Below are 17,752 nucleotides of genomic sequence, written 5' to 3' on the forward strand. Positions count from 1 at the left end.
TTTCCGTGCCTGTTCTCGTGCCGGTCCTATGCCTGTTCTCGGGCCGGCCGGCCGTGCCGTTCCTGCGACCCGATGAACGCCTCGACCGCGTCGAAGGCCTGTGAGTCGCGGTACTGCTCGGGCGGCGACTTCATGAAGTACGACGACGGCGCGAGCAGCGGTCCGCCGATGCCGCGGTCCAGCGCGATCTTCGCGGCCCGCACGGCGTCGATGATGACGCCCGCCGAGTTCGGCGAGTCCCACACCTCCAGCTTGTACTCCAGGGACAGCGGCACATCGCCGAACGCCCGTCCCTCCAGGCGTACGTAGGCCCACTTGCGGTCGTCCAGCCACGGCACGTGGTCCGACGGGCCGATGTGCACGGAGTCCCGGCCCAGGGTGCGGTCGAGCTGCGAGGTCACGGACTGGGTCTTGGACGTCTTCTTGGACTCCAGGCGCTCGCGCTCCAGCATGTTGCGGAAGTCCATGTTGCCGCCGACGTTCAGCTGCAGCGTGCGGTCGAGGTGGACCCCGCGGTCCTCGAAGAGCCGGGCCAGCACCCGGTGCGTGATCGTGGCGCCCACCTGCGACTTGATGTCGTCGCCGATGATCGGCACGCCCGCCTCGGTGAACTTCGCCGCCCACGCCGGATCCGACGCGATGAACACCGGCAGCGCGTTCACGAACGCGACGCCCGCGTCGAGCGCGCACTGCGCGTAGTACCGGTCCGCGTCCTCGCTGCCGACCGGCAGATAGGAGATCAGCACGTCGGCCCCGGACGCACGCAGCGCGGCGACGACGTCGACGGGCTCCTCGGCGGACTCCGTGATGGTCTCCCGGTAGTAGCGGCCGAGCCCGTCCAGGGTCGGCCCCCGCTGCACCGTCACGCCGGTCGGCGGCACGTCGCAGATGGTGATCGTGTTGTTCTCCGACTGGAAGACGGCGGACGCGAGGTCCTGCCCGACCTTCTTGGCGTCCACGTCGAACGCGGCCACGAACTCCAGGTCGCGCACGTGGTAGCCGCCGAACTCGACGTGCATGAGCCCGGGGACGCGGAGCGCCGGGTCGGCGTCGGCGTAGTACCGCACTCCTTGGACCAGGGAGGCGGCGCAGTTGCCGATCCCCGCCATGGCCACGCGTATCTTGCCCATCGTTGTCCCTTCACCGGTCGGTGGATCGCACTGTCAGGGGCGTTTCACGGAGCCACCGGGGCGGCTCCCGAGGCGGCCGAGCGCTCGGCCGCCAGCGCGCAGCGCAGCGCGTCGTGGGAGTCGCGCCAGGTGCCCGCGGCCGGGTCGGCGGGGCCGCCCGCCGCCGTCGCGAGGAACGACCGCAGCTGGGCGCGGTAGGCGACGGCGAACCGGTCCCAGTACCCGCGGAAGTGCGGCGCCCCGCCGGCCCCCGGCGGATCCGCGCGGGACGCCCCCGCCGCGCCCGCCTCCAGGTTGCCGCGCTCGCCGAGGACCTCGGCGCGCACGTCGTAGCCGAGCGGCTGCCAGCGCCCCGCGGACAGGACCGCCAGCGTGCCGTCGTCGAGCCGGACCATCGCCGTGACCGTGTCGAAGTCGCCGATGTCCGCGAGCTCCGGGCTGGACAGCGCGGCACCGTCCGCCGAGACCTGCACGATCCGGCGGCCGGTGAGCCACTGCACCAGGTCGAAGTCGTGCAGCATCAGGTCGGTGAAGACCGTGCCGCTCTGCCGCAGCCGCGCCACCGGGGGCGGCGCCACGTCGTGCGAGACCAGCCTGAGCAGCTGCACGCGGCCGAGTTCCGAGCCCACCGTGCGGGCCCGCAGGTCGGCGAAGCCGGGGTCGAAGTGCCGCTGGAAGCCCACCCACAGCGGGACGCCCCGCCGCTCGGCCAGCCGGCCCAGCGCCTCGGTGCGCCCGAGGTCGATCGCCAGGGGCTTCTCGCACAGCGTCGGCACACCGGCCTCGACCAGCGCGGCGACCAGCTCGGGGTGCGCCGTGGTGCCCGCCGTCACCAGCGCCGCGTCGCAGCCCCGCGCGATCAGCTCCCCGACCGAGTCCGCGACGGTCGCCGCGCGCACGTCCAGGGCGAGCTTCTCCGCACGGGGGCGGTCCGCGTCCACGCACACGGGCCGGTGCGGCCCCAGCGCCACGAGGTGGTGGGCGTACATCGCGCCGATCTGGCCGCAGCCCACGATGCCGACGCGCAGGCCCGCGCTCACCGGCCCGCCTCCGCACCGACGGCGACCGCGGACCGGGCCAGCGCGGCCAGATCCGTCGACGCCCGGCACGCGCGCAGGAGCTCGCCCCACCGTGCCGCGCCCGCGGTGAACGCCGGGTCGGCGAGCACGTCGGCGATGCCCCGGCGGATGTCGTCCACGGGCACGCACGCCGAGTCGGACGGTCCGGAGTAGCGGTCGCGGAAGGCCAGCCGGCCACGGGGCGTCGTCTCACTGGTCCGCAGCAGCACCCCGGCCCCGGTGTCCGCGACCAGCTGCCGTCCGTTCATCTCCTGCTCGGACATGAACGGCATGACCACCGACGGCTTGCCGTGCGTCAGCGTCGCGAGGACCGTCGCCGAACCCCCGTGGCTGACCACCACGTCGGCCCACTCCAGCGGGGTGTCCAGGCCGGTGAAACCCGCCACCACCACGTTGTCCGGCGCCTTGAGGCCGCCCTCGAAGGCGAAGCCGCTGGAGACGTACACCGACCACGGCTGGCCGGCGCAGGCGTCCAGCACGTTCTGCAGCGCCAGGCGCCCCACGGTGCCGCCGCTGCCGATGGTGACGTACACCCGGGGCAGGCCGGTGCGCGGGGGCGGCGGACCGTCGACGGGCCGCACCGGGTTCCAGTACATCGGCCCCACGTAGTGCAACGCCCCGCGGTGCGGCGGCCCTTCGAGGGGTTCGAGCCCCGGCAGGCTGGACACCAGGGTGACCTCGCCCCACAGCAGGTGCTCCGCCCGCTCGACCGGGCCGAGGCCGAGCTCCCGCGAGACCGCGTCCCACACGGGCAGGCTGGACGGGTGCGGCAGCAGATCGCGCGGTGCCACCGTCGACCACGGCATCCATCCGTTGGCGCGCGGCGTGACGAAGTCCGCGTCGGCCAGCGAGACCACCGGGACGCCCCGGGCGCGCGCGGCGAGCGCCGCCGTCGGGCACATGTCGATGACGACCAGCGTCGGCCGGAACTCCTCGATCAGCCGGGTGTCCGCCGCGATCCGCTGCCGCACGCGCTCGGCGCGGTGGTACGTCGCCGCGACGGCGAACACCCGCTCCACGTCGGCGAAGGGCAGGAACGGCGGCATCGGGTGCCGGTCGGGCGGACTCGGCGCCTCGGGCTCCGAGGCCAGGACGGGGAACCCGGCCTCGCGCACCATCGCGGTGATGCCGCAGTCCGCGAACGCCACCTCGTCGCCCGCCTCGGCCAGGGCCGAGGCCAGGACGAGGCAGCGCCCCGTGTAGGCGGCACCACCGCCCCAGCCCCAGGGGAAGAACAACACTCGCTCGCTCACGGGTCCTCCTGCTCGATGTCTCGTCCTCGTCACTCAGGCCGTCATCCCGCCGTCGACCGCGATCACCTGCCCGGAGACGTAGGACGCCGGGGGCGAGCACAGGAAGGCCACGACCGCGGCGATCTCCTCCACGCGGCCCGCCCGGCCCAGCGGGGTCCGGCCGAGCACCTCACGGCGGGCCGCCGCGGGCATCGCCGCCTCGGCGGGGGTGTCGGCGACGAGGCCCGGCGCCACGCAGTTGCAGGTGATGCCGAAGCGCCCGTACTCCCGGGCGGTGGTCCAGGCCAGGCCGTGCAGGCCGGACTTGGCCGCCGCGTAGGCCGCCTGCCCCGGCTGCCCGCGCAGCCCCGCCACCGACGACACCAGGACGACGCGGCCGCCCCCGTGCCGCGTCATCTCCTTCAGCCCGGCCCGTACGCAGCGGAACGCACCGCTCAGATTCACCGCGACCTGCTCGTCCCACTCCTCCTCGGACACCGCGAGCAGCAGCCGGTCCCGGTGCACCCCGGCGTTGACCACCAGCGTGTCCAGGCGGCCGAACTCCGCCACGGTCCCCTCCACGACCCGCCGGCCGCCGTCCGGCAGGGACAGGTCCGCCGTCACCGCGGTCGCCGCCGCGCCCGCCGCGCGGAGCTCGCCGACCACGGCGCGCGCCGCGTCCTCGTTGCGGTGCGCGTGCACCGCGACGGCGTGCCCCTGCTGGGCCAGTTCGTGCGCGACGGCGCGGCCCAGCGGCCCGGAGCCCCCGGTCACCAGGGCGGCCCGCCCGCTCATGCCGGCGCGTCCTCGTGCAGCGGGAAACAGGTCCGCTCGATGTGCGTGAACCGCGCGCGCAGCCGCGCGGCGGCACCGGGGTCGGCGGGACCCTCCCGGCCACCGGCGGCGACGAGGGCCTCCCGCAGCCGGTCCAGGGCGGTGCGAAGGGGCCGGGCGAGCTCCAGGACGCGGGGGTACGCGGCGAGCGGCTCCGGCTGCTCGTGCGCCGCGATCAGGGCGATGCCGAGCCGCTTGGCGCACACCCGCGCGCCGAGCGCCGCGGTGCGCACCGCCGCGATCTCCGGGGGCAGCGCCGGGGTCCCGCCCGCCGGGGGCGGTACGGCGAGCGCGTTGCCGTAGACGAACAGCTGGGGCTGGATGTCGCCGAGGACCAGCACGTGCAGGGCGCGCGCCGTGACCAGGCCGAGCCCCTCCTCGGTCAGTTCGTCCAGGAGGCCGCCGAGCGCGGCGGCGCCCACCGAGAGCAGGGCCGTGTCGCGGTCCAGGCGCGCGGCGAAGTACGCCTCGGCGTCACTGGTGTCGGGGGCGTCGGTCACGGTGACCGTGCCCACCCAGGTGAACAGGGCGTGCAGCGCGGGCGTCAGCGTCCACTCGCGCCGGAAACCGTCGTCGGGGTCCGCGTCGGTGTCCAGGACGGTCAGGACCGCGTCGCCGGGCGACCACCGGGCGGCGAGGACCGCGTGGTCGTGGAAGTGGTAGCGGCCCTCGTACACGTCGCCCGGCAGGTGGAAGCGGTCCGGCAGGACCATCACCGGCTCGCCCGCGGTCAGCCGCTCCAGGACGAACGGCACGTTGCGGGCGCCGTCGTCGAACGCGGTGCGGTACTCCACCCGGCAGCCGTCGAAGTCCTTGGCCAGGTCGCGGCCCACCGGGTCCAGCGGGCCGCTCAGGGCGCGCGCGACGGCCAGGGGTTCGAGCCCCCGGTGGCGCAGCACGGCCTCCACGCAGCGCAGCACGCAGTTCAGGCCGTCCAGCGCACGGTCCCGCCAGCCCAGGGCGCCCGCCTGGTCGAAGCGCGGGGCGCTCGCGCCGGTCACCGGATCTCTCGTCCGGCCGCCCGGGCGCGCGCCACCAGGCTGTCGGCGAGGTGCCCGAGGTCCTTGAAGACGGTCCAGTCGGTCTCGTCGTCCGCGTACGGCACGCCCCAGCGCTCCTCGAAGCGGGAGAGCACCACGATCAGGTCGAGCGAGTCCATGCCGATCTCGTCGAGCGTGGTGGACCCGTCGAGCCGGTCGGGCAGGTGGGGGCGTTCGGCGAGCACGCTCGTGATCAGGTCGAGGACGAGCTGGCGTTCGGTCGTCTGCGGGGTCGTCGCGTCGGTCACGTTCTTGGTCCCTTTCTCGTCGGCACCCGGGGCCGGGTGGCGGCCCGGGTGCGGTGCGTGGCCCGCCCGGCGGACGGGCCGTCAGGCGTCGGCCTCCATCAGCAGACCCCTGCGGATCTTTCCGCTGCCCGTGCGGGGCAGCCGGTCCACGCGGCGGATCACCGAGGGCACCTTCACCGCGACGAGCAGCTCCCGGGCCCCGCGCCGCAGCGCCGCGGCGTCGAACTCGTCGGCGCCCGCCTCGACGAACGCCCACACCTGGCTCTCGCCCGCGGGCCCGGGGCGCCCCACCACGGCGCAGTCGCTCACCCCGGGCAGTCCGCGCAGCGCGGTCTCCACCTCGGCCGGGGAGATCTTGTTCCCGCCGATGTTGATGAGCAGGTCGCTGCGGCCGGTCAGCCGCAGCCCGTCGTCGCCCAGCACCCCGAGGTCGCCGGTGGTGACCCAGCCGGCCCCGTCCGCCAGCGGCACCGCGCGCCCCGCCTCCATGCGGACCGGCGCGAGCCCCGGGTACTGGGCGGCGACCGGCGCGGGCGTGTCGCTGCCCGCGGTCAGGCCGACGTCCGGCAGCGGCCGTCCGACCGCGCCCTGTCCGCCCGCCGGGGTGAGCGTCAGCTGGCCCAGCTCGGAGTTGCCGTAGTGGTCGTAGACGGGAACGCCCGCCTCGTGCCAGGCGGCGACCGCCCCCGCGGTGAGGACGTCGCCCGCGCTGACGCAGCGCTGCCAGCCGCCCGCACGGGGCACCTCGCCACGCCCCCACCAGTCCAGGACCACCGGCACGCTCTGCAGGACGGTGGGCCGGTGCCGTTCGGCCAGGAGCGCGGCCCGCGCCGGGGTCAGCGGCCCGGGCGGCACCACCTGGCAGGCGCCCGCCGACAGGACGGCCAGGGTGCCCGCCTCGATCGCGTAGCTGTGGCCGAGCGGGCTGGTGGTGAGCACCACGTCGTCGGGGCCGAGACCGAACCCCCGGGCGAAACCGGCGGAGTTGCGCAGGGTCCCCGCCCACGCACGGGAGATCACCTTGGGCCGCCCGCTGGTACCCGAGCTCGTCACCGCGAAGGACCAGCCGCCGTCCCCCGGTTCGACCGGCCCGAGCTCCGTCACCAGGCCGTCCACCAGGCTCCGTGCGGCGCCGAAGTCGGCGAGCGCCGCCGCACGCTCCGCGGCCCCGGCCCGGTCCTGCAGCACGAGGACGGCGGCGTGCAGGGACGTCACGGCGGCGAAGTCGACGACCGAGCCGAGCGACGACGTCAGCACGACACCGACCCGCAGCCCCGGGCCGATCCCCGCCGCGCGCAGCTCCCTGGCCCGCGCGACGACCGCGCGTTCCAGCTCGGCGTACGTCACCGACGCCCGCTGGTCCACCAGGGCGAGGCGGTCGCCCCGCCCGGCCCTGCGGTGTCCGGCCAGCACGTCGATCAGGGTGTCGTCCACGTCATCCCTCCTTGTGCGCCGTGCAGCGGTAGCCGTGCCTGCTGCCCGCGGCGGTCAGGGTCAGCGCGGGAGCGGCGGTGTCGTCGGCGAGCGCCGCGGCCAGCTCGGCCAGCGGGGCGCTCGCGCGCACGTCGGCCGTGTGCGCCGCCGTCGGCGCGCACGTACGGACCGGGCCGATCCGGGCGAGCACCCGGGCGCCGCGCCGCCGGGCCCGCTCGGCGCTCTCCAGCACCACGAACGCCGCCCAGCCGGTGGGCCGTACACCGCCCAGCGCCCGGGTGGCGGCCGGGCTGAGCAGGTCGTACGCCCCGCACAGCACCGGCGTGCCGGGCGCGGTGCGCAGCCTGCGCTGGGCGACCGCGAGGGCCTGCAGCCCGGCCCCGGAACCCAGCAGCGTGGCGCAGAAGCCGCTCAGCCGGTGGCGCAGACAGATCAGGGACGTCACGCCGTGCGCGTTGAAGTACAGGAAGGACTCCGGCGCCAGCGACGCGCGGGCACCCGAGTCGAGCCGGGCCCGGATGGTCTCGGCGACATGCCCGGAGCCGTACACCGACCCGATGACGCAGCTGATGTCGCCCGGCTCCGTGTCGCCCGTGCCGTCGAGCGCGTGGCCCGCCAGCTCCGCCACGCGTTCGGGCAGTTCCTGCGTCCATTTGTTCACGTCGCGCCAGGCGTCGGCGCCGTCGGCCAGCGCGCGCCACAGGTCGGCGGCGTCGACCTCGCCGGAGGCCGCCGCGGTGATCGCGAAGGTGTCGTCCATCAGGGCCTCCGGAGTACGAGCGCGGTGTTCATGCCGCCCAGGCCGCAGGAGATGCTCAGCGCGGTCCGCAGCTTCGGCACGGGCCGCGGCCCGTCGTCCAGGACCAGGTCGAGGTCGGCGCAGAACGGGTCGACCGGTTCGGCGCCCCAGGTGGGGGTGGCCGCGCGGTGGGTCAGGGACAGGACGCAGGCCAGCGCCTCGACGGCGCCCGCGCCGCCCTGCAGATGCCAGAGCACGCCCTTGACGCTGTTCACCGGGATCGAGGGCAGGCGCGCGCCGAACACCGCCCGCAGCGCCGTGACTTCCGCGGTGTCGCCGCGGCGCGTGCCGGGGCCGTGCGTATTGACGAGGTCCACGTCCTCGGGCCCGAGACCGGCATCGTCGAGCGCGAGCCGCACGGCCTGCTCGATGCCGTCGGCCCCGGGGGCGGCCAGATGCCCGGTGGCGTTCGTCAGACCGCACCCGGCCAGCACCGCGAGCGGCTCGGCGGTGTCGGTGTCGTGGGGGGCGTACGGTTCGAGCCGCAGCACCGCGGCGCCTTCGGACAGGCCGATGCCGCGCCGCCGGGTGCTGAACGGCCGGCAGCCCTCGGGGCCCAGCGTGCGCAGCGAGTTGAGGCCGAGGAAGGCCATGTCGGTCACCGCGTCCGCGCCGCCCACCACCGCGGCCGGCGCGTCGCCCGAGGCCACCAGGTCGCGGGCCACCGCGATGGCCGCGGCGCCCGACGCGGACGCGTTCGCGACGGTGATGGCCTCGCCGCCAAGCCCGGTCCGCTCCGCGCAGGCCGCCGCCAGGTCCCCCGCGAGGCGCCCCGGCTCGGCCGGCACCAGGCCGGGGTCCGTCGTCCCCAGGACCAGCGCGGTCCGCTCGCGCCCGGTGTCGTCGACGCCGTCCAGCGCCTCCCGCACCGCCGACTCGGCGAGGTCGAGCGCGCGCCAGGTGTCCTGCGCCCCGCTGTGGCCGGGCACCCGGCCCGCCGCGCCCAGCGTGGCGCCCTCGACGTCGAACTCGGTGATCGGCGGGTGGTGCGCCCGCCCGGTGGCCAGCGCCTCCCACAGCGCGGTGACGCCGACCCCGCCCGGACTGCACACACCGAGCGCGGTGACGGCGAGCGCGCCGCGTGCGCCGCTCACCGCCGCTCTCCCCGGTGCAGGGCCGCGGCCAGCGACTCGATGCTCGCCCCGTCCAGGACGGCGTCGTCCGGCAGGACCGCGCCCAGCTCCTGCTCCAGCTCCCCGACCACCGTGATCAGCAGCACCGAGTCGATGCCGGCCGACGCCAGCGGCTCGGTGTCGGAGAGCCACGGCAGGCCCGGCTCCTCCTGCAGGCGCGCGGCGAGCTTGGCCCGCACCCGGGACCGCAGCGCCTCCTGGGTGTCCACGCTCATCTCAGGCCACCTTCGCGGCGGCCCGGAACGCCTCGTCGCAGGCGGCCAGGGTGCGGTCCAGGTCGGCGTCCGTGGTGGCGGCGCAGATGAACCAGTGATGCGTGGGGTGCAGCAGGACGCCCCGGCGGGTGGTCTCCCGGAAGAAGGCGTCCTGCATCAGCCGCGCGCGGCCCGGATCGGGATGGGTGAAGGTCAGGAACGGCATCTGGGGCACGCCCCGCACCTCGGCGGGCACGCCGTGCCGCCGTACCAGCGCGGCGAGCCCGCCCTGCAGCCGCTCGCCGAGCCCGCGCACGCGCCGCAGCAGCACGCCGTCGGACAGCTGGTCGATCGTCGCCACCGCCGCGGCCATCGCCACGGTGTTGGAGTAGAACGTCGACGAGATGTGCGTGCGGCCCACCATGGCCATCACGTCGGCGCGGCCGGTCAGCGCCGAGACCGCCCAGCCGTTCGCCATCGCCTTGCTGAACGTCGCGAGGTCGGCGCGCACCCCGAACAGCTCCTGCGCCCCGCCCAGCGCCACCCGGAACCCGGAGCGCATCTCGTCGAAGACGACCAACGCCCCGTACTCGTGGGCCAGATCGATCGCGCCCCGCAGGAACCCCGGCTCGGGGCTGTCGAGTTCGAAGGGCATCAGGAGCAGGCAGGCCACCTCGCCCGGGTGGGCGCGGAAGACCTCCCGCAGGCTGTCCAGGTCGTTGTACCGGAAGGTGTCGACCTGCGTCCGTACGGTGTCGGGGATGCCGCCGGGCCGCTGGGCCGCCCAGTCGTGCCAGCCGTTGTAGCCCCACCGCACCACCCGGTCCCGGCCGGTGTACGCGCGGGCCAGGCGCACCGCCGCACTGGTCGCGTCCGACCCCGTCTTGAGCAGGAACACCCGCTCCGCGCCCGGGATCACGCGCACGAGCCGTTCGGCGAGCTCGATGTGCGTGCGCTTGCGCAGCGTGATCGAGAAGCCTTCCTCGATCTCCCGCAGGGCGGCCTCGGTCACCACCGGGTCCACGTGCCCGAGGATGATCGTGCCGTAGGCCAGGATGTAGTCGAGGTACTCGTTGCCGTCGGCGTCCCACACCCGGGCGCCGCGCGCCCGCTCGCCGTAGACGGGATAGGCCCCGTCCACCAGCCGGTCCCGCTCGATGACGTAGTCCTCCTCGGACAGCGTCGCGTCGACCAGCCGGCCGCGGGCGAGCAGCTTCGTCGAATTGTCGAGCCGGAGCTCTCCGGTCACGTCGGTCACGGCCTGCTCTCCTTCGTCGCTTGACGTCCTCGGTCCCCGGGTCGCCGCCGGGTACGGGCCGCGCGCGGTCACAGGGTGACCGGTCCCCGGCGGGTGCCGCGGACGAGCTTGCCCGGCAGCGCCCCGGTGGGCGTGCCCTCGCGGAAGGTCACCTCGCCGGCGACCACCGTGGCGGCGTAGCCGTCCGCCTGCTGGATCAGCCGCCCGCCGCCCGCGGGCAGGTCGTGCACGAACTCGGGTGCGCGCAGGCTGAGCCGGTCGAGGTCGATGACGTTGATGTCCGCCCGGTAGCCGGGGCGCAGCAGCCCCCGGTCGCGCAGCCCGTAGAGCCGCGCGGGCTCCGAGGTCTGCTTCTTGACGATGAACTCCAGCGGCAGCCGCTCGCCCCGGTCACGGTCGCGCACCCAGTGCGTCAGCATCGACGTGGGGGTGCTGGCGTCGCAGATGAGCCGGCAGTGCGCCCCGGCGTCGCTGAGCCCGAGCACGGCCTGCGGGTGCAGCAGCATCTCGCGGATCGGGTCGAGCGTGTACTCCGCGTACCCGAGCAGCGGCCGGAAGATCATGCCGCTGGTCTCCTCGGAGGCGAGGAAGTCGTAGATCAGCGCCTCCGGGTTCTGCCCGGTGCGCCGGGCCAGCGCGTCGAAGGACTGGTCGGCGGCGGGCTCGTAGTCCGGCGCGTTCGCGGTCATCGGGAAGTGCCGCTCGTAGCCCTGCGGGAACAGCGCCGAACGGGGGTCGGAGTTCTCCGGCAGCTCGCCGAGGATCCGCTCCCGCAGCGCCGGGTCCCGCATCGCCACGCGCCGTTCGGCGGCGGGCAGATGGGCGATCTTCTTGTACGAGGGCCGCTTGTGGAAGGGGTGGGTCGAGTCGAGGCTGATGATGACGCTGAACGGCCGGCCCGCGACCTGCGGGTGCAGGTCCGCGCCGCCCGCCACCGCGTCCTCGGCGATCTGCAGCAGCTCGCGCCACCCGTCGGGGTCGTTGTCGTTCTGGAACAGGCCGAAGGTGATGGGCCGTCCGACGGCGGCCGACAGCCTGCGCATCCACTTGATCTCGCCGAGCGGGTCGTCGACCTGCTCGCCGCCCGCGCCCAGCGGCACCAGCTGGAACACCCCGGTGCCCACCTCGCCGAGCACGCCGCCGAGCGCGAACAGCTCGTCCTCGGCGGCGAAGGTGCCCGGCACCGGGACGCCGGTGATGGCCAGATGGGTCAGCGTGCGCGAGGTGGAGAACCCGATGGCGCCCGCCTCCAGGCCCTCGCGGACCAGCGCGCACATCCGCCGCAGATCGTCCTCCGTGGGCGGTTCGTTGTCGGCGCCCCGGTCGCCCATCACGTAGGCGCGCAGCGCGCCGTGCGGGACCTGCGCGGCGACGTCCATCACGCGGGGCACCCGCTCCACGGCGTCCAGATACTCGGGGAAGGACTCCCACTCCCAGGTGATGCCCTCGGACAGCGAGGCGCCGGGGATGTCCTCGACGCCCTCCATGAGACCGATCAGCCAGTCGTGGCGGTCCGGGCGCGCGGGCGCGAAGCCGACGCCGCAGTTGCCCATCACCACCGACGTCACCCCGTGCCAGCAGCTCGGGGTGAGCCGGGGATCCCAGCTGACCTGCCCGTCGAAGTGGGTGTGGATGTCGACGAAGCCCGGCGTCACCAGGTGGCCCTCGGCGTCGATCTCCTGACGGGCGCGCCCGGTGACCCGGCCGACCTTGGTGATCACGCCGTGGTCCACCGCGATGTCGGCCCTGCGCGCGGGGATACCGGACCCGTCGCAGACCGAGCCGTTTCGAACAATCAGGTCGTGCACTGAGGTCAGGCCTCCTTCGTGGGGAGCGGGTGGGGCGGGTGCGCCGCGTGCGACCCCCGGGTCGCCGGCGACGCGAGGTCGCGGCCCACCGGTGCGAAGAGCAGGTTCTGGTAGGCGTAGCGGTCCTGCGGGGCGTGCGGCACGGGAGCGCCGCGGCGCAGCTCCCACGGCGCGTATCCCGCGCCGAGCAGCGTGTCGACCAGCTCACGGCTGGCGGGGGCGTCGGCCACGTCGAGGTCGCCGACCTCCAGGGACAGCACGGGCCCGCGGCCCGCGAGCAGGTCCCGCATGCCGGCCAGGACATGGGCCTCCGCGCTCTCGGCGTCGATCTTCACGAAGTCGACGGCCAGGCCCGCGGCGGCCACGTGGTCGTCCAGGCTGACCGCGTCCACCGGGATCGGCTCGGACGGGACGCGCCGGCGCACGACGTCCGGCAGACGGGCCTCGAACGCCGAGTTGTACGCGCTGTAGCCGAGCCCCCGGTCGTAGAAGACGAGTTCGTCGCGCCGCGACCAGACCGCCGAGGGCACCACGGAGATCTGGGGGAGACGGGCGGCGTTGGCCCGCAGGACCGTGAGCGTCGACGGCGTCGGCTCGAAGGCGACCACCGTGCCGCCAGGGCCCACCAGCGCGGCCGACAGCATCGTGTAGTAACCGATGTGCGCGCCGACGTCGAGGACGGTCATGCCGGGGCGCAGATGGGACAGGAGGAACGCGGTGAGGTCGTAGTCGACGTAGCCGCGCCGGTGGAGGGAGATCGAGACCTCCTCGGGCAGCGCGATCGTCATCTCCTGGCCCCAGAACGTCCGCGTGGTCGAGGGGCGGCCCTCGCCGCGGTGCCGCCGGGCGCGCAGGGTCCGCGTGCTCGGGTACGAGGTGCGCACGGGGTGGCGCAGACGGTGCGCGAGGCCACCGATTCCGGCCGTGCGCGAGCGCCGGTCGAGTTCGGTCCGCCAGACGGTGCGGTCGGGTGTGGTCATGGCACAACCTGCTCCGGGTAGGGGCCCTGGGGGCGGTGCGGGGCGCGACGGATGGGCGGATCGGGTGGGGCATAGCCGGCTCGGCCGCGGTCCGCGGCGGCCGTGCGGGTCAGCGCGGAAGCACCGGTCTCGTCCGGTCGAAGGGCGTCCGGGAGTCCGGGAAGGGGATCGCGTTCCAGGCCTCGCGGCCGGGCGGGCCGAGGCGGCCGAGCTCCGCGTCGACCATGATCTGGGCCAGCCGGTCCACCGGGGTGCGCGCGGTCCAGCCGAAGTCGCGCCGCGCCTTGCCCGCGTCGCCCACCAGCGCGTCCACCTCCGTCGGGCGCACGTACGCCTCGTCGTAGCGCACGTGGTCGTGCCAGTCGAGGCCGACGTGGGCGAAGCAGTGCCCGGCGAACTCCCGCACGGTGGAGCCGACCCCGGTCGCCAGCACGTAGTCGTCGGGCTCGGCGAGCTGCAGCATGCGCCACATGCCCTCGACGTACTCGGGGGCGTAGCCCCAGTCGCGGACCGCGTCGATGTTGCCGAGGTAGACGTACTCCTCCAGGCCGGCCTTGATGCGGGCCGCCGCGCGGGCGATCTTGCGGGTCACGAACGTCTCGCCGCGCCGGGGCGACTCGTGGTTGAAGAGGATGCCGTTGACCGCGAACAGCCCGTGCGCCTCACGGTAGTTGCGGGTCATCCAGTAGCTGTAGACCTTCGCCGCGCCGTACGGGCTGCGCGGGTGGAAGACGGTCTCCTCGCTCTGCGGCGGCGGGGTGGCACCGAACATCTCCGAGGAGGACGCCTGGTAGTAGCGGATGTCCGTGCCCGACATGAGGATGGCCTCGAGCAGCCGCGTCGTGCCCATCCCGGTGGTGTCGCCGGTGTGTTCGGGCTCGTCGAAGCTGACCCGGACATGGGACTGCGCCGCCAGGTGGTAGACCTCGTCGGGCCGGATCCGCATCAGCAGCGTGACCAGGCGGCTCGCGTCCCCGATGTCGCCGTAGTGCAGGAACAGCCGCCGCCCCGCGTCGTGCGGATCGCGGTAGATGTGGTCGAGCCGGCGGGTGTTGAAGGTGGAGCTGCGGCGGACTATGCCGTGTACCTCGTAGTCCTTCTCTAACAGCAGGTCAGCCAGGTAGGAACCGTCCTGACCCGTGATGCCGGTGATCAGTGCCCGCTTCACGGTGATCCTCTCGGTGGCGGCGCGTGGCTCGGGGGCGTCCCGGTGGCAGGTCCGCGGTCAGCCGCCCTCCTCCAGCGGGACGAACCGGGGGTTGAACCTCTCGTGGACGTACACCCGACCCGCGTCGCCGCAGTCGATGATGTACTCCTTGCTCACGCAGTCGGGCGAGCCGCCGCTCAACGGCCAGCTGCCGCGCGACACGGCGATGAGCTCCCGCTTGAGCGCCAGACCCGCCCGCTTCAGGTACGGACCGAGCAGCTCCTCGGGCGGCGGCACGAGCCGGTCGCCGCCCCGTCCGGCGATCACCACCCGGTTCACGCTGATGACCTCCCGGTCCGGCGTGAGGATCCGGGACTGGCGGTCGACCACCACGGTGGCGGGGGCGGCGCCCAGGATCCCGCACCCGATGCGCTCGACGCGGGCCGCGGGCACGTGCCGCTGGTGGTCGACGAGCACGCTGAGCTGCTCGCCCACCAGGGCGTCCAGCAGCACGGTCGTCGAACCGTCCGCGCACACGAGCATCCGCGTCTGCGGCGGAGCCGAGGGGAATTCCTTCAACTGCTCTGTCATTTCGGTGCCGTCGCATACTGCGGAACGACCAGTGCATTCGGAATCATCGCGATCCTTGTCACTCTGCTCGTATGTGCCTGCTCGTATGTGCGGTGGCCGTATTCCGGAATGGATTTCCGTGAGACGGCGGGAAATCCGCGTGGCTCCGGAAGACAGGGAATACGCAAATCAGGCTAGGAGGCCGTGAAGTTGTGGGTCAAGCGGTGTTCGACTGCACAACGTGGTGCAGTTGGACACCCGCCACGCGTCCCTACGGCCGCTCCAGACGTCCGGCGAACTCGTCCAGGTCCGCCATGCACACCCGCACGGCCCGCGCCACGATCTCCGCGCAGTGCTCGGGCACGCTGGCCGCGATCAGCTGCCGGTTCTGATTGACCGCCGTCGTCAGCCGCAGCCACTGGACCAGCAGCCGGCCGGCCTCGGTGTGCCGCACCGACGGGTCCCGGGCCAGCAGTTCCAGCGTGCGCAACTGGGCCGCGCCGGACGGCCGGGTGTCCGCGTCCGCGCGCGGCACCGGCGCGGTCTGCCGGGCGGCGGACTCGCGCGTGCGCTCGCCCGGCGCGGCGCGGCGGCGCACGTCCTGCGCGGTCGACGGCGAGATGTTCGCCGCCCGCGCGATCTCCCGCAACGACGCGTGCGGATTCTCCCTGAGGTACTCTTCGGCAATCCTGCGGTGCTCGTCGGGATTGATGGGACGGGCCCGCCCGTCGACCCCGATCCGTTTTCCCTGAAGACCGTGCGACGGCAACTCCTTGCGAATGCGCGTGACGGTCTGCTGGGCCAGTCCGGTGTACTTGGAAAGGGCCCGGTCCGACATCGCGGGAAAGGCGCCGATGATGCGCCGTGCGGCCGCCCGGCGCTCCTCGCGGGTCAGCGGAAGACCGTGCCGGGTATTGGACTGGACGGCGAACAGGAACGCCTCGTTGTCCGTGCCGTGGAAATACCGGGCCCGAATGGTCGTGTCCCCCTGCCCGGCCCTGGCCCGGAGCCGGTGCATCCCGTCGATGACCCGCAGGGAGTCCTTGTGCACGACGATGGGCTGCAACTCGTCGCCCAGCTCCGCCATCAGCCGCACGTGGTGCGGGTCCTCGCCCTCCAGACGTGGGGAGTCGGCCGGCAGCAGCGATGCGATGGGCAGGGACACGCAGGCGTCGCTGACGCAACTCTGGAGCGCCGGGACGTGATCGGCGCGGTCGTGGTCCCGGGCAGGGACGGAAGCAATCGACATGACTCCCCAAGTGGCGATGGTGTGCGGACGGCTCACTTGATGGCGGCGCAATCGGTGGAGTTCGCACTCCGGTTCCCGCGTCCGGCCCGCGGCGGCCCCGAGCGGGTCGCACGAAGGCCTCGACACCCTTGCCGCGGCAGCCCGTTCGGGCACGGTGCGGGGAGCGGAGGCCGAGGAGGGCCTCCTCTCGCGCCGGTGGGGAACCCCTCAAGCCTTCGCCGACGGAACCACGGCTTCAAGTAGTTGCCTGGTTGCCCTCCGTCACGGGCAACCAGGGGCGGCCTCCTGTGCGTGGCCCCGCGCGCCTACGCTCGGACGGCGCCGCGGACCACCGAACCGGAAGGGACGAGTCATGCCCCAAGGCCTCACGCGTACCACCGTCGGCATCGTCGGCGCGGGCCCGGCGGGGCTCATGCTCTCGCATCTGCTGGCCCGCCGGGGCATCGCGTCGACCGTGGTCGACCACCGCACCCGCGCGCAGATCGAGGGCACGAGCCGCGCGGGCATCCTGGAGGCCGACAGCGTCCGGCTGCTGACCGACACCGGCGTCGGCGACCGCGTCCTGCGCGACGGCCGGCCGCACGACGGCATCGAGCTGCGCTTCGCGGGCACGAGCCACCGGATCGACTTCCGGGCCCTGGTCGGCGAGAGCGTGTGGCTCTACCCGCAGACCGACGTGTTCACCGACCTCGCCGACGCCCGCGCCCGCGACGGCGGGGACGTCCGCTTCGGCATCACGGACACCCGGGTGACCGACCTGCTCACCGACCGCCCGGGCATCCTGTTCACCGACGCGGACGGACGACCCCACGAAGTGCGCTGCGACATCCTGGTCGGCGCCGACGGCTCCCACGGCGTGTGCCGCTCCGCGGTGCCCGAGTCCGCCCGTACGCACTACTACCGCGCCTACCCGTACGCCTGGTTCGGCGTCCTCGTCGACGCCCCGCCCAGCGCCGCCGAACTCGTCTACACCCACTCCGAGCGGGGCTTCGCGCTCATCAGCCAGCGCACCGAGACGGTGCAGCGGATGTACTTCCAGTGCGACCCGGCGGAGGACCCCGCCGCCTGGTCCGACGACCGCATCTGGGCGGAACTGCAGGCGCGGGTGGGCGGCGTGGACGGCTTCGCCCTCAAGGAGGGTCCGGTCACCGACCGTTCGGTGCTGCCGTTCCGCAGCCTGGTGTGCGAGCCGATGCGGTACGGCGGCATGCTGCTGGCCGGGGACGCCGCCCACACCGTCCCGCCCACCGGTGCGAAGGGACTCAACCTCGCCCTCGCCGACGTGCGGGTCCTCGCCGAAGCGGTGGAGGAGGCCGTGCTGCGACGCGACCGTGCCGCCCTCGACTCGTACGGCCCCCGCGCGCTGCGCCGCGTCTGGCGCGCGCAGCACTTCTCGTACTGGATGACCTCGATGCTGCACCGGCAGCCGGGCGACACCGACTTCGACGTGCGGCGCCAACTCGGGGAGCTGGCCGGGGTGGTGGAGTCGGCCGCCGGTTCGGCCTATCTCGCCGAGGCCTACACCGGATGGCCCGCGCGCCGGGTGGGGTGAGGGTGCCCAGGGCGCCGCCGGCCCGCCCCCGGGGCGCGCGTGGCGTGGTTCAACTCCCCGCCGGA

The 17,752-nt window shown here is 74.2% G+C and carries 17 protein-coding genes; 1 reads left to right on the top strand and 16 read right to left on the bottom strand.

Going from position 1 to position 17,752, the window contains the following annotated elements; genetic code table 11:
* Positions 1-26: 26 nt before the first annotated feature.
* The 16 genes from ACFYXE_RS21080 to ACFYXE_RS21155 form a co-directional block, all read right to left on the bottom strand.
* Positions 27-1,130 (bottom strand): inositol-3-phosphate synthase, encoded by a 1,104-nt coding sequence (locus ACFYXE_RS21080; protein WP_389314459.1) that lies wholly within the window; start codon positions 1,128-1,130, stop codon positions 27-29.
* Positions 1,131-1,174: 44 nt separating this feature from the next.
* Positions 1,175-2,170: a Gfo/Idh/MocA family oxidoreductase gene (locus tag ACFYXE_RS21085; protein WP_389314461.1), complete on the bottom strand. Its 996-nt coding sequence runs from the start codon at positions 2,168-2,170 to the stop codon at positions 1,175-1,177.
* Entirely contained in the window at positions 2,167-3,462 is a 1,296-nt protein-coding gene (locus ACFYXE_RS21090; RefSeq protein WP_389314463.1) for a glycosyltransferase, read from the bottom strand. Before ACFYXE_RS21090 ends, ACFYXE_RS21085 begins: the two co-directional genes overlap by 4 nt.
* A gap of 33 nt (positions 3,463-3,495) precedes the next feature.
* Positions 3,496-4,236, bottom strand: a complete 741-nt coding sequence (gene fabG / locus ACFYXE_RS21095) for a 3-oxoacyl-ACP reductase FabG (RefSeq protein WP_389314465.1) — start codon at positions 4,234-4,236, stop codon at positions 3,496-3,498.
* Entirely contained in the window at positions 4,233-5,276 is a 1,044-nt protein-coding gene (locus tag ACFYXE_RS21100) for a hypothetical protein (RefSeq protein ID WP_361177325.1), read from the bottom strand. Before ACFYXE_RS21100 ends, fabG begins: the two co-directional genes overlap by 4 nt.
* Entirely contained in the window at positions 5,273-5,563 is a 291-nt protein-coding gene (locus ACFYXE_RS21105; protein WP_361177327.1) for an acyl carrier protein, read from the bottom strand. Before ACFYXE_RS21105 ends, ACFYXE_RS21100 begins: the two co-directional genes overlap by 4 nt.
* Positions 5,564-5,644: 81 nt before the next feature.
* Positions 5,645-6,997 carry a class I adenylate-forming enzyme family protein gene (locus tag ACFYXE_RS21110; protein WP_389314468.1) on the bottom strand — a complete coding sequence of 451 codons (1,353 nt, stop codon included), beginning with the start codon at positions 6,995-6,997 and terminating at the stop codon, positions 5,645-5,647.
* A gap of 1 nt (position 6,998) precedes the next feature.
* Positions 6,999-7,757, bottom strand: a complete 759-nt coding sequence (locus ACFYXE_RS21115) for a 3-oxoacyl-ACP synthase (RefSeq protein WP_389314470.1) — start codon at positions 7,755-7,757, stop codon at positions 6,999-7,001.
* Positions 7,757-8,890, bottom strand: coding sequence for a beta-ketoacyl synthase N-terminal-like domain-containing protein (locus ACFYXE_RS21120; protein ID WP_389314472.1), 1,134 nt, complete (start codon positions 8,888-8,890; stop codon positions 7,757-7,759). The genes ACFYXE_RS21115 and ACFYXE_RS21120 overlap by 1 nt, the downstream gene beginning before the upstream one ends.
* The gene (locus ACFYXE_RS21125; protein WP_361177335.1) at positions 8,887-9,144 is read right to left on the bottom strand and encodes an acyl carrier protein; all 258 of its coding nucleotides are present in this window, start codon (positions 9,142-9,144) and stop codon (positions 8,887-8,889) included. The genes ACFYXE_RS21120 and ACFYXE_RS21125 overlap by 4 nt, the downstream gene beginning before the upstream one ends.
* 1 nt (position 9,145) lies before the next feature.
* Positions 9,146-10,381 (bottom strand): aspartate aminotransferase family protein, encoded by a 1,236-nt coding sequence (locus ACFYXE_RS21130; RefSeq protein WP_389314474.1) that lies wholly within the window; start codon positions 10,379-10,381, stop codon positions 9,146-9,148.
* Positions 10,382-10,449: 68 nt separating this feature from the next.
* Positions 10,450-12,189: an amidohydrolase family protein gene (locus ACFYXE_RS21135; RefSeq protein ID WP_389314476.1), complete on the bottom strand. Its 1,740-nt coding sequence runs from the start codon at positions 12,187-12,189 to the stop codon at positions 10,450-10,452.
* A gap of 5 nt (positions 12,190-12,194) precedes the next feature.
* A complete protein-coding gene (locus tag ACFYXE_RS21140) occupies positions 12,195-13,169 on the bottom strand; it encodes an FkbM family methyltransferase (protein WP_389314478.1) in 975 nt (324 codons plus the stop codon).
* Between the two features lie 109 nt (positions 13,170-13,278).
* Positions 13,279-14,343, bottom strand: coding sequence for a GDP-mannose 4,6-dehydratase (gmd, locus tag ACFYXE_RS21145; RefSeq protein WP_389314675.1), 1,065 nt, complete (start codon positions 14,341-14,343; stop codon positions 13,279-13,281).
* 51 nt (positions 14,344-14,394) lie between these two features.
* Positions 14,395-14,907, bottom strand: a complete 513-nt coding sequence (locus ACFYXE_RS21150) for a hypothetical protein (protein WP_361177343.1) — start codon at positions 14,905-14,907, stop codon at positions 14,395-14,397.
* A gap of 250 nt (positions 14,908-15,157) precedes the next feature.
* The gene (locus ACFYXE_RS21155) at positions 15,158-16,135 is read right to left on the bottom strand and encodes a ParB N-terminal domain-containing protein (protein ID WP_389314480.1); all 978 of its coding nucleotides are present in this window, start codon (positions 16,133-16,135) and stop codon (positions 15,158-15,160) included.
* A gap of 352 nt (positions 16,136-16,487) precedes the next feature.
* Here ACFYXE_RS21155 and ACFYXE_RS21160 point away from each other — a divergent pair, with 352 nt between their 5' ends.
* Positions 16,488-17,687 (top strand): 4-hydroxybenzoate 3-monooxygenase, encoded by a 1,200-nt coding sequence (locus ACFYXE_RS21160; RefSeq protein ID WP_389314482.1) that lies wholly within the window; start codon positions 16,488-16,490, stop codon positions 17,685-17,687.
* Positions 17,688-17,752 lie beyond the last annotated feature (65 nt).

Source organism: Streptomyces sp. NPDC002564, from assembly GCF_042889645.1.
Taxonomy (GTDB): domain Bacteria; phylum Actinomycetota; class Actinomycetes; order Streptomycetales; family Streptomycetaceae; genus Streptomyces.